We start from the raw sequence: 12,698 nt of genomic DNA, 5'->3' as shown, positions 1-12,698 counted from the left end.
ACCCATTTTTCTTTAAATTATAACAAATAAAATTAATAATTAAGGTAAAAGAGAGCAGAAATTTACTTCTAATATTTTGGCAATCTCATATGCTTTCTCTAAAGTAATATTCACTTCTCCACGCTCAATACGTCCCATATAACTACGATCAATATTACAAAGCAGAGCTAACCTCTCCTGAGAGATATTTTTCTCTTTTCTATGTTTCCGAACTAATTGTCCAAAAGCCATACTAAGTTCTGACATTTCAATTCAAGTGATCAAAAAACAGAACTATTACTATTTGAGGACTATATATCCACGGACTATAATCCTCTTTTGTATTTTTATGCTGTGATTGTTATGTCTATAAGCAATATGCCGATGTTTGAACTTTTCCCACCACTTTTTAAGCGCAAAAAGATTGAAGAGTGGACAGCAAATGAGTTTTGGAAACACTTAAAACTTAGTAAAAAAGAACGTAATCGCTTTAATCGACAACGCATGTATCGATTACTGAGAAAGCTAGTAGAAGATGGTTTTTTAACAAAAGAAACCAATTTGGTTAACCCTCGTTTTTCAACATTTTCGGAAACAAGTAAGCTCGATCAATTGCGAGAAATTACAGGGGCATCTTTAGATTTTATAGAAATGAGTCACTCTATAGAAGAAACTCAAAAGGAAATCTCAATATTAGAGAAACAACGGGAAAGCTTCTCTTTATTAGAAAAGAAATACCCAAATTCAGCTATTAGAATCAATGCTGAAAAAAATAAATGCATTGAGAAATTAAATGATCTCAATGCATACACTACTGCTTTAAATTGCGTCCTAACCTCTCTTTAGAGGTTATGGCTCCATTTACGGTTTAAGACAAAACTTTAAAATATCCTTTCCAGCTTTAGTATAAAAATCTGATAATTGATCAAAATTTAGTAAATTAAGCTGTTCCTGAATATCGTCTATACGATGTTTAGCAAATATAGTCTGGTTAGCAATATAAACTTTTTCCCAAAAACTCTTTAAATGTGAAAATACATATACAGCATGTAATATACCTTTATTATTGCGAGGCTCATGCTTCCAAGGAGAATAAATCTTAGAGTCAGTTAATGTATAAAAATTATATTTTCTTTCAAGTAACGATAACTGTAGATGCATAGCTTCATGAATCACATTCTCCACAGTCCTCTCGAGCCAATTCTTTAAATGTATATTAGGCAGATTTATGAAAATCGTATAAGGTAAATTAGGGTCGCTAAAACTTATATCATTGTCTTCATGCTTTGTTTTTAACAGGTGAATTGATTTGACTAAAATATCAACGTAGATACCAACAGAAAAACTATCATTTTTCCAAATATATTCAAAAACCTCATTTATTTGTAATAAAGCATCTTGCTCATTGTATTCTTGATCTAACTCAATACCGACATCTAGCCAAGTTTCTGAAAGATTTTGGGGAAGTTTTTGTAATATCCTTGGAGTAGTTTTTTTTTCACTAGATGAGCCATTTATATAATCAAGAGTATTATAATTTTTATAATAAATATCACTTAAAACTATGTTTAAAATTTCATGTTTATCAGGATATAAATAATTAATCATAACCTTTAACCTGAATAAAAAGTAAAAATGATTGTTAATCTATTACCGGAATATATCTCACTCACTGCATGATGAGAATTCTCTGATATTTCAAAGCCTTGTAATAAATTTCCTTCTGGAATTATTATATTATGTATTGATGAAGCATCATTACTAGAAAAGACCATACATAAGCCTCCATTCTCCACATTCCAATTAGAGTTGAAATGCATAAGAAGCCTATGACTTTCTTTTAATTGATCATCAACTAAAAAATCATTATGTATTTTAATGACATGTCCTTTAGTTAATTTGTGTGCTACCACATCAACCTGATTATGTAGACTTACTTTATATGTTTTTTCTACAATTTCCTTTAATTCTGTAAGATAGTCTTTTGATATTATAAATTTTAAAAATTCAGGAAGCTCTATATCTTTTAGACTAAATTCATATTGTGTATAGAAACTAGCTTTTACCAAATTCCATGGTGCTTCATTTAGCAACCAATACTGGATATTTTTCTTCAAACTATCATCAATATAATACTCTGAAAAAAAATGTTTATATGGGGTTAATTCCAAAGAGATATAACTAGGAATAGAGATCATTTAATACCCATTAAATCCAGTAATTTATATATATAATATTTGTGATCATTACAATAAATAGAAGGATTATCAAATTCCTTCTCTTTACTCCATCTTGATAAAGGCATACCACCACCACAAATAAAATTAATTTCGCAATTTATACAATTTTGGCATGTAGGTTTTTGAATTTTAGATGCCTCTACATATTCTTTAGATTTAAGGGTATCTATTAAGGTATTTGGCTCATTAATATTAGGATGTTTTTCAAAATAATCTGCACCATCAAAAGTAGCTCTTAATGTATCGTTTTTACGTATTTCACCATTAGTTTCAATTACTAAGATACCAAAATTGTTTTCACCCTTACCTTCTTTATCAGGATTTCCTCCTAGAATTATTTTTATTAAATCATCAAAAAAGCGAATTGGTACAGGTTCAGGATCTCTTAAATAATATTCTAATAGCTCTCCTAACCATTCACCATATTCAATACTTTCAAAACTTTCTTTTCCTTTGGGAAGATAAGTATGATTCCCGTCCTGCAAAAGTACATCAATACTTTTACTACCAATACTTTTTAAATATTTATAATTTTCAATTGGTGAAGTTGTTGGCTGAATTACTGATAAAGTACCTGAAAATAGAAAATCTCTATCAGGATGTGAAACCAATTTGTCTATACCATTAACAACTTTTTGAAATGAGCTTTTACCATCATGGGTAAATCTAGCTATATCATTTGCCTTTTTCACACCATCCAAACTCACAGAGATACTAGTTTTATATCGGCTACAAATTTCTAGTATTTCATCATTTATTAACATCCCATTTGTTTGAATAGCAATTGGATACTTATGATGGTTTGGTAAAACCATACGAAAATTTGAAAGCATTTCTTCTAATCTAGTAGCCCCCAACAGCAATGGCTCTCCACCATGCAAAACAACGGCAAAACCACTTTCTTGGAAAGAAATTACCTGATTCAAACTGTTGCAAATCGAGCCAATAGTTCCTTGACTCATTCTTTTTGGCTGATTTACCCAGTTTTGATCTTGCCCTTGATATACATAACAGTAACTGCAATCAAGATTACATCGGCTTGCAACCTTGATTAACAACGTATCGAGACGATTTAACATTATTAGCGATTATGACGGTTATGAACTCGATCATAATTACCACCAACGCATGACATTTTCTCTTTCTCCATCTTAACTTCTTTAATAAGCCTTTGTAAAACAACACTATTTAAAGAAACTTGTTTAACATTTTGTGCTACTGATTGTGATTGTGGTTGCATTGTAAGACCCTCTTTGTTTATTTCTTAATCTAATTCTAAAATAGAATTTCAAAAAAATAAATAAAATAAATAACTTACAACACTTTAAAAATACAAAAAAACAATTAAATAATTGTTTTATAATCATATTTATTTTAAAAAATAGATATCACTATAAAATCTCGCAAAACATACAACTCTCGATCTATTACGCAAGAAGGTGAATATATAAATTATTTCTTGGTTAATGATCTATCCAATGTAGCCAAATCTACATTCGGCATTTGAGATAAATTATATTGCCATCGTCTGTACTGGTCTGCCCATAAACTTTCTTTTGCTTCAAGTAACTTTTTCAAATGTGAAATTTGGCTTCTTAACTCTTCATTCTCTTTGATAAGCATATCAATCGTTACATCACCCATTGAAGCTATAACAGTCGATTTTGCCTCTCTGAGCGTCTTTTTTCGAAAATTAAAAGCCTGTTTTACAGGCTCATAGCTCATTAAGGTAAATTTAGAAATAGAGGGTTTATCTAATGCTCTAGCTACTGACACTGCGAAAAGATCCCAAGTTAACTTACCTGACCATTTATTAAGGATACTTTCGATAACTTTCATTTCTTTGACATCAATGAATTTATGTTTCATAAGCCACCTTGCAATAATGCTAAGAATGAACTCTTTGACTCATTCGCTAATTGTTCAGACATAGGATTCTTTTCATCTACCGTATTCATAAAATTTTGTTCACCTAATGCAATTTTTGTCAGGCTCACATCTAACTCTTCTGGGATACGAAGTATTAAGCCATCAGGTAATTGATCATCTTCTAGATACTTTAATAATGTCTTAATAATGGCGAGTTTTTTACCATGGTAAACTAACCAAGCATTTGCACCATGAAAGCCTTCTTGCGTAGCAGCAGCGGCTCGATTAAGTTCATTTTGCACAACATCTTCTAGCTGCTTGAGATGTTCAACATTTTTTGGCAATCCTTTTACACATGCATGTTCTTTACAACTGATACATTCACCTGCTTTAGTACAGGGTGTCATTGTCCAGTCATGCTCACAGTATCCATAACCTGAGACTTGTACTGTACCTATTCGATCTTTACGACCTAACATTTCAAATGTTACAGGCACATTGACTTTGACAGCTTCTAATGCGGTTGTACCATCCAAGCTTTCTAGTCCTAGTTCTAAAAGCTTTCTAGATTCTGCCTTAAATTCACTCATTGGGCGCAAATCATAAGCACGATTATCTTCAATTCTTGAACGTCCAGCAAACATAGCTAGATCCAGAGAGTCCATCTCACCACGCTCTGCCATCGTGGATAGCCAAACTCTAATTTGATGGGAGGAAATAACTATTTCGCCTCTCTCTTCATTTTTAATGCCTAATTCACTGAATAGAGAGTGTGTACCAGGTAATCTCTGATGTATTGCACCTAATGCGTCATTTAGTAAGTTTAGATTTGGACATTCAAAACTATACTCTTTGGGTGCAAATTCAATATGAAATTCATTCTCTCGAACCAAGCACAATAGATCATAAACTGGCTTATCAATTTCAGCTATTTGAGGCCAACTTGGGAATTTTTTCTTATATTTTTCAACAGTGAATTGAGCTAAGTCTCTGTAAGTAATATAACTCTTTGAACCAATCAGATTTGTAACCCATTTTTGTCTATATAGTTTCTTAATAACCTCAGTATCTGTGGATGTACTTTCTAAACTTGTAGAGCGATCTACTAAATTGAATGCAGCAGCGAATTCACCAACTGTAAGTGGTGTATCTTCATCGTGTTCCTTAGATGTTATGCAACCATCATGTCGATAAAATTGACTGGATTTTTCAATAGCCCATTTTGCAGCTTTTCTTGCAGGCTCTCCAATCATAATTAGTCGCTTAACAGCTTCCTTAACTGTAGATGCTATTAACGGATGAACAGGTTTAGAAATAAGCCCCCCACCTTTTTCAGCCTTCCATCGAATATAAAGAATTGTCGTTTCTTTATCCTCAAGCTGCTGATTTTCCTCATTTCTTACTTTTTCACTATGAGTTTCTTCAAACAAACAATCTACTGTTAAAAAACTTAACTCCCCACCACGACTAGGAGCACACATCAGTAAGACAGCTTGAGCTGAATAAAATTTTTGATAAGCTGTTGTTGCTAATCTGAACGCATCAGCTAATGCTGTAATTTCAAAACTTGTTAATAGCCTATCTTTTTGCCATTTTCTATCTTCTTCTGATGTTCCCTGTGCTTTATTTCCAGGCCGTTTCCACGGATTTGTCCATACAGGAATAGTTATATTAATTTTAAGAAGTCGCAAATCTTCTAAAAATTTTTCCAACATTTGTCCATAACGGTATCTTGAAGATTCAGAACTCCGTTCATAAATCAGCTCAGTAATCTTTCTTAATACAATCCCATCAAGTAGTAAAACATCTGCCTTAGAGTAAACAAAGAGTAGTGCATCATGACAAGTCTTTAATACCATCATCATGTTACCGGGATTTGTTGCATTCCATGTTTGGCTATCTCTTACATAAGCTTTAGCAAAATCAACAAAAGGGGGTTCCATCGGAGAACCAGTTTTTCTACCTTTTTCCGCTAAACCAGTAAACTCCATAGATTGAGGACGACCATTAGCTAAATAATGCTTCCAATTTGAGCTACTGAAACCACCTTGATCTTCATAAATAGTTAATTGATTCTTGGCCCGACAAATGAAATCATTTAAGTTTTTTTGACAATCTAATTCATATTTGGGTACAAATGGAATAACTTCACTCATGCTCTTATTTCCTCCATTTTAATGCGCTTATCACACGCATCTAAAATGGCTTTTACACGAGATAATTGTAAGTCATAAGATTTTATAACTAATTCGCTAGCACCCTCTTTATGTCGCTGTTCAACTTCTTCTAATAGATCTAAAAACAATTCATCCCAAGGTGCATAGAGTAAAGGTTGAAATTGATCACATAGCAGACATGCTTTCATACCAGCTTGACAGGATGGAGAGCCTCCACAATTACCAATCTGTTTATTGTCCCCCTTATAAATTCTGCTACTAATATCTTGTCCTCGTCTGGCTTCTCTCTCATCCTCGATTAGTCGGCCTTCAAATTTAGTAGCTAGGAAAGTCATAGGATCATTCATATGCTCAAAGATGCGTAAGGCCAATTCATGGGTATGAGCTGTATAAACTTTCAATTGTTGAGTATCTGAATGATCCATTAAATATGCCATTTGAACTCCCGTGATTCCATGTCGAACTAGGTTTGTTGCACGTGTTCGTCTGCATCGTACTGGAGTAAAGTGAATATAATCTGATGTTCTTTCAGAAATAGCGTCACACTTTCGAGATAGACTTGTAGTTAAAATATCAACATCTTGGATTGAAGCATGAAAATAATCAGGTGTTGTCTTCAATTTTTCGCGGAATAATTCTACCGAATTGACTACCTTAAACCTATTAACATTGAAAAAAATCGGAAGTTCTTTTAAGTCTTCTTCTGTTAATTTTGGGATGTATTTTCTAGCTACTTGCTTGTTTTGCTCAATTAAATTTTTCAGAACCAGATACATATCTTCACTGATACATATTGACCTTGATTCTCCTCTGAACTTACTACCTCTTTGCTTAGCCCTTGGAACATCAAGCTCGTACTTTAGACCATCAACATCAGTTTTGACGGTTAAATCAACTGTTCTTAATGCTCGTATTTGATTTGATCGGCGAGCCGTAGAATAAATTGTATAAAACCATGCAAACTCTTCTAAACTAATCAATTCACTTTTGAATGCATTACCAGCCCATACTAACAGTGATTGTTGTTCAGTTAATGTATATGGACCTGTATAAGGACAATGGTGAGTAACAGCTTTTCCTTTAGTATTTCCAGCTAATACAATCTTATCTAAAACTTCTTCAACACCAATAGTTAAGCCATTAAATCCCCAAGAGATCCAACTACGTAATAGGGCACGAATAGTTCCTAATTTATATTCATCATCTTTACTTAAACTAGCTTTAATATTCAAAATCAATTCAGGTGTAATAAGTCCACCATCATAAATATCTGTATCTAGGAGGTATCTTCTAAAATAACTCCAACAATTATGCGTGTAATGAGCTGATACTTCCTCAGCTAATCTTGCAATTGTTAAGCGGAAACCCTTAAGTACTTCAGGATGGATTTTTTTATTTACAATATCCCAGTTTATTGTCAAAGAATTATCTAAAGACCAAAGAGAATTGAAAAAATCAAATCCATAACCAGCCTTACTTAAGCGTGTTTCAAGATAGAATTCAGCAACATCTGAATGATCGTGTTTCATTAAACCTCTCCAATTCTTAGATGTTCATCAATTCTATTTTGTTCATTTTTCAATAGTTTCTCTGCCTGCTCTTTAGTATGTCTCAAATTATAAACTGTGGCAGAATCAGCACTACGATGACCATTTAGATACATCCTTTGTTCTATTTCCTTTTTTTCTGAAATAACATCATTTAGCCTACCTTCCTCTACTGCTAAAGCATTGTTTGTATCAATAATTTTAGAAAATCTATTATTAAAATTATGTCTAAAGCTGTGTTTGGTTAGAGTTATAGATGTAGAAAAACCGTTTTTCTTAATAAAATCGGCTAGTTTTTCACTAACAGCGACTTTCTCTACCATTTTAGAAAATTGAATTAGCGACAATGGATCCCCTTTACTTTTTCCTTTATTTGAAACAAACAAAAAACTATGTGATTTTGTATTAGGTATTTCTCTACGCTCATATAAAATATAATTTCTAAGTTCATTAGATAGTTTACGTGAGATAGGAATATCTCTTTCTTCAGTTTTTGCATTCGGTTCGAATCTACGCTTTGTATCTTCGGGATCGTTATGCCTTCTTCTTATTTGAATTGCTGAGTCCGAAAAATCAATATCTGTAATCTTTAGCTGTAATATTTCACCCGTTCTCATACCTGTTTCATAAAGCACTCGAAACAATAAATAATTTCTAGTTCTAACAGCAGAAGTAAATGGATTCATTGGATTCTCTAAATCAACAATCCTCATGACTTCATCAAAGACTTCGGCAGGAGGTGCCTTTCTATCAGGATCAGTTACTTTGTTTCTGGAACTACGGCCTTTACTCTTTTGCTTCAAAATATTGCTTTTAATTCGAGATATCTGATCTAAGTAAGCTGAAAAAGAAGGTTTAGATTTTAAGATATTGATTGCTAAAAATTCAAAATATTCTGCGAATTCATGAATTCGACCTATTTGTTGCTCTACCCCCACTATCGGATCAGGGATTTTACTTACCGGAGATATGAATTTAATTAAGTTATCATTTCTTGTTTTTTTCGATGAGGCTTTTAAATTTCTTCTCGCAGCCTTTGAAGTTAATTTACAATGATAGCCAATCTGATGGATTTCATTTGTCGTAAATAAATCATCATTTAGTATTTTAGTATGGTCATTAAATGCACGGATTATCGTATCTGATAAACGTTCACCTACAATTTGTTCCCAAATATTGATATGAACCAAGTTGTTTAAATGTGCTCTTTGAGTAGCCTGAGTCTGAGATCTTACTTTAGTAGTCATATAGAGTGTAGTCCAGAAATCAGGAATACCATCTTCATTAACCAACAAAGTAAATCGCTCACCATCTTGAGCTATGAAATTTTTACGGTGTAAGTCAGGCATACTTAAGAATAATAAATACAATGTTTTATATTGTATAAAGTTATTTTACAAGAAATACAAGTTTTTTAGAGTAAAAAAAATAAGAACCCAATCTAAATCAGGTTCTTACTTTATATTAAATACAATATTTAATTATTGTATAGTCTAAAATGGTAAGTCATCATCTAGATCTGCTGCAGGCGCTGCTGTTGGAGCAGGTGCAGATTTCGGCGCAAAACCACTCGGGTTATTGTTGCCATAACCGCCGCCCTGATTGTTGTTAAAACCGCCTTGCTGTGGCGCTGAACCATAACCTGATTGCGGGTTATTGCCATAACCACCCTGGTTGTTGTTCGCCTGATTATTGTTATTAAAGCGTGGCTGGTTAAAGCTGCTCTCGCCCTGATCATTTTGAGGACGGCTAGAGTCTAACATCTGCATTTGTTCACCACGAATTTCCGTCGTATAGCGCTCCTGACCATTCTGGTCAGTCCACTGACGGGTACGTAATGAACCTTCAATATATACTTTTGAGCCTTTACGAAGATATTGCTGTGCAATTTCACCTAAACGGTTATGCAACACGATACGGTGCCATTCCGTTTGTTCTTTACGTTCACCGGTACTTTTATCTGTCCACGAATCGCTGGTTGCGATCGAGAATTGAGTGAGAGAGCCACCATTTGCAAAAGTTTTGGTTTCCGGATCTTTACCCAAAGTACCCACTAAAATAACTTTATTTACACCACGCATTTGCCGTTTACTTCCTATATATTTCTGTATTTTACTTTATAAGAGTTATGCTTAAATGGCTACCTCTTTACCCAACAAGTGCGTTAATTGTTGTCGCGAAGCATCATCAATCTGCTGTTTATCGACTTTTACATAGGCAACTTGCTGTTCAGACATCACCACGACCTCTTCAATACCACGAATCGCCAAAAGCTGAGAAGTCCATTCGTCAGTTTGTCTGCTTTCCGGCAAGCGCAACACCAGCGATGACAGATAGCGTGGCTGTGCCAGGCCAAAACTCATCAGCAGCCAGATTATCGCAATCCCTGTCAGGATACTCCAGCCCATCGAGGTATTGTTCAGCAGTAATAATTGTCCGCCAATCATACCGCCAAAGAACGCCCCTAAAAACTGGCTGCTGGCATTTACGCCCATTGCGGTGGCTTTGGACTGGATCGGTGCCGCTTTCGACAACCAGGACGGCAACAAGGCTTCCATCACATTAAAAGCAATAAAGAACAGCCCTAGACCAATCAGCAAGACATATTTGGATTCAAAACCAAATGCCATCACCATTAGGCCCAGAATAATGCCAGTAATGGCCACCAGAAAAATCGCGCGCATTTTGTGGTATTTTTCTGCCAGGATAATACTTGGAAAAGCAAAAAACAGGCTCAGCACCAACAGCGGCAAATATACCCAGCCATGACTGGACAGTGGCAGATCAGCAAATTCGATCAGCTGCGAAGGTACATAGATAAACATCGCGGTGAGCAATAAATGCAGGGTAAAGACCGACACATGCAGACGGTTCAGATCCCCGATTTTGATTACCTGTTTCAACTGTGCCAGATAGCCCTGCTGAAAGTTTTTATGATGCCGCGTGACTTTAGGCACCATCAACAGCATGGCAATCGCCGCCAGGCCCATCACCGTGGTCACCCAGAACAACCCAGAGATACCGACCAGACCCGTCAGCCAAGGCCCCAGACTAAAGGCCACCACAAAAGACAGGCCGATACTCATGCCCATCATGGCCATGGCTTTCATGCGGTTTTCTTCACGGGTAACGTCTGCCAGCAGTGCCATCACCACAGCGGATACCGCACCACCACCAGCGATTGCACGGCCGATAATCACGCCATAAATGGTGTCCGACATGGCCGCAATTGCACCGCCCAGCGCAAATAGTAGCAGCCCTAAAACCACCAGTGGCTTACGGCTATAACGGTCCGCAATCAGGCTGAATGGAATCTGTAACAGTGCCTGGGTCAGACCATAGACCCCGACCGCCAAACCGATCAGTGCAGGCGTCGCATATTGATATGCCTGCCCTGCCACAGAAAATACCGGGATAATCATAAACAACCCCAGCATGCGCAGTGCAAAAATACTGCTCAGGGCAAAGGTTGAACGACGTTCTAAAGCATTCATCATAAATTATGGCGATTGGGTTAATTAATCTGGAGCCCAGATTATAGGACATTCAGCTCATTAATAAGACATGAATTTTATTTGAAATAAAGATGATGCCAATCTAAAAACAAAAAAGCGCAGCAGGAGCTACGCTTTTTATTCAGGAACAGCGCTTTATTTGTCTAAAGCCGCCTGACGCTTTTTGTATTGAATCGAGGCAAATACTGCCCAGACAATAAAGGCTACACCGATCAGACCGGTTACCACTTCTGGCACATGCAGACCGGTTCCGCTGGCAATCATAATGAAAGCCAGTGCACCGATGGCATAATGCGCACCATGTTCCAGGTAGATATAAGCATCCAATGTGCCCTGCTCAACCAGATAAATCGTCATTGAACGGACAAAGATCGCACCAATTGCCAGACCAAGCATGATGATGACCACGTCTGAGGTAATCGCAAAGGCACCGATCACGCCATCAAAACTGAATGAGGCATCCAGGACTTCTAAATAGAGGAAACCACCAATACCCGCTTTCACTACACCCGTCGGTACGCCATTTTCATCATGACGAATCGCATTGCCTTCTTTATCGACTTCTGGTTCACCACCGAGCATATGGCTCAGAACCTGCACCCCGATATAAATCACGATGCCCCAGATCCCGGCCATAGTCACTGCCAGACGTTTGGCTTCATCGACATTGGCTGCCATGATTAACAAAGCCACCAGTGCAATAAACACCGACATCGCCGGCACATTGGCCAGATTGGACAGACGGCGTTCTACGCGTCTAAACCAGTGCGTGTCTTTTTCTTCATCCAGGAAGAAGTTCAGGAATACCATCAACAGGAAAGCACCACCAAAAGCAGCAATTTCAGGATGATGTGCCATTAAACGTGCTGAATATTCTTTCGGATCATTCAGGGCCAGGCGTACCACTTCCATAAAGCCCAGGTCTGCAGTCACTGCAACAATGACCACTGGGAAGATCAAACGCATCCCGAAAACTGCAATCAGAATACCGACTGTCAGGAACAGCATTTTCCAGAAATGATCCCAACCCCGTAGGACTGAGGCATTGACAACCGCGTTATCAAAGGACAACGACACTTCCATAATCGCCAGAATAGCGGTAATGGTCAGCGCTGTGAGCATGGTTTGCAGGCCTGCGTCAGGACCATGGGTATAACCCCAATACGCAGACAAACCAAGACACACGATCGAAAATGCAATCGAGAAACCAAAATGTTTCAACATACACAACGACCTTGGATAAATTAAATAAATGTATGGCTGCGAGAGAGCAGCTATACGAATAGGAAAAGTTAAGCTAATTATGAAACTTTTAGCGCATAAACCAAAGCACTTCCTGAGCTGTTTTATCTTATTTTCTGTTTTTAAAAT

The 12,698-nt window shown here is 36.4% G+C and carries 13 protein-coding genes; 1 reads left to right on the top strand and 12 read right to left on the bottom strand.

The features are described from left to right. Positions 1 to 39: 39 nt before the first annotated feature. Complete coding sequence (locus HGD77_RS01290) at positions 40 to 246, bottom strand: helix-turn-helix domain-containing protein (RefSeq protein ID WP_168730618.1); 207 nt, start codon at positions 244 to 246, stop codon at positions 40 to 42. Positions 247 to 363: 117 nt separating this feature from the next. On the opposite strand from HGD77_RS01290, the gene HGD77_RS01285 reads away from it, so the two are divergent. Beyond that, positions 364 to 825 carry a hypothetical protein gene (locus tag HGD77_RS01285; protein ID WP_228761454.1) on the top strand — a complete coding sequence of 154 codons (462 nt, stop codon included), beginning with the start codon at positions 364 to 366 and terminating at the stop codon, positions 823 to 825. Between the two features lie 15 nt (positions 826 to 840). Here the strand turns inward: HGD77_RS01285 and HGD77_RS01280 are convergent, their stop codons facing one another. From HGD77_RS01280 to HGD77_RS01230, 11 genes are all read right to left on the bottom strand, one after another. Then, positions 841 to 1,587 (bottom strand): aKG-HExxH-type peptide beta-hydroxylase, encoded by a 747-nt coding sequence (locus HGD77_RS01280; RefSeq protein WP_168730617.1) that lies wholly within the window; start codon positions 1,585 to 1,587, stop codon positions 841 to 843. Between the two features lie 5 nt (positions 1,588 to 1,592). Then, positions 1,593 to 2,177, bottom strand: a complete 585-nt coding sequence (gene yhhC / locus HGD77_RS01275) for a cyclophane-containing peptide 2OG-Fe(II) oxygenase YhhC (RefSeq protein WP_168730616.1) — start codon at positions 2,175 to 2,177, stop codon at positions 1,593 to 1,595. Then, positions 2,174 to 3,298, bottom strand: a complete 1,125-nt coding sequence (gene yhhB / locus HGD77_RS01270; RefSeq protein WP_168730615.1) for a cyclophane-forming radical SAM/SPASM peptide maturase YhhB — start codon at positions 3,296 to 3,298, stop codon at positions 2,174 to 2,176. The genes yhhC and yhhB overlap by 4 nt, the downstream gene beginning before the upstream one ends. Positions 3,299 to 3,300: 2 nt before the next feature. Beyond that, on the bottom strand, positions 3,301 to 3,459 hold the full coding sequence (gene yhhA, locus HGD77_RS01265) for a YhhA family cyclophane-containing RiPP (protein WP_168730614.1): 159 nt from the start codon (positions 3,457 to 3,459) through the stop codon (positions 3,301 to 3,303). 212 nt (positions 3,460 to 3,671) lie between these two features. Further along, positions 3,672 to 4,088 (bottom strand): hypothetical protein, encoded by a 417-nt coding sequence (locus HGD77_RS01260; RefSeq protein WP_168730613.1) that lies wholly within the window; start codon positions 4,086 to 4,088, stop codon positions 3,672 to 3,674. Beyond that, the gene (locus tag HGD77_RS01255; RefSeq protein ID WP_228761453.1) at positions 4,085 to 6,244 is read right to left on the bottom strand and encodes a hypothetical protein; all 2,160 of its coding nucleotides are present in this window, start codon (positions 6,242 to 6,244) and stop codon (positions 4,085 to 4,087) included. Before HGD77_RS01255 ends, HGD77_RS01260 begins: the two co-directional genes overlap by 4 nt. Then, positions 6,241 to 7,794 (bottom strand): site-specific integrase, encoded by a 1,554-nt coding sequence (locus tag HGD77_RS01250; RefSeq protein ID WP_228761452.1) that lies wholly within the window; start codon positions 7,792 to 7,794, stop codon positions 6,241 to 6,243. Before HGD77_RS01250 ends, HGD77_RS01255 begins: the two co-directional genes overlap by 4 nt. Beyond that, a complete protein-coding gene (locus tag HGD77_RS01245) occupies positions 7,794 to 9,161 on the bottom strand; it encodes a tyrosine-type recombinase/integrase (RefSeq protein ID WP_168730612.1) in 1,368 nt (455 codons plus the stop codon). The genes HGD77_RS01250 and HGD77_RS01245 overlap by 1 nt, the downstream gene beginning before the upstream one ends. 144 nt (positions 9,162 to 9,305) lie before the next feature. Continuing rightward, complete coding sequence (gene ssb / locus HGD77_RS01240; protein WP_004281391.1) at positions 9,306 to 9,893, bottom strand: single-stranded DNA-binding protein; 588 nt, start codon at positions 9,891 to 9,893, stop codon at positions 9,306 to 9,308. 51 nt (positions 9,894 to 9,944) lie between these two features. Then, positions 9,945 to 11,309, bottom strand: coding sequence for an MFS transporter (locus HGD77_RS01235; protein ID WP_035340698.1), 1,365 nt, complete (start codon positions 11,307 to 11,309; stop codon positions 9,945 to 9,947). Positions 11,310 to 11,462: 153 nt separating this feature from the next. Next, complete coding sequence (locus HGD77_RS01230; RefSeq protein WP_004729211.1) at positions 11,463 to 12,551, bottom strand: DUF475 domain-containing protein; 1,089 nt, start codon at positions 12,549 to 12,551, stop codon at positions 11,463 to 11,465. Between the last annotated feature and the right edge of the window lie 147 nt (positions 12,552 to 12,698).

This window comes from Acinetobacter sp. NEB149, from assembly GCF_012516415.1.
Classification (GTDB): domain Bacteria; phylum Pseudomonadota; class Gammaproteobacteria; order Pseudomonadales; family Moraxellaceae; genus Acinetobacter; species Acinetobacter lwoffii_V.
The sequence above is the reverse complement of the archived record's forward strand: the minus strand, read 5'-3'. Positions and strand labels throughout refer to the sequence as shown.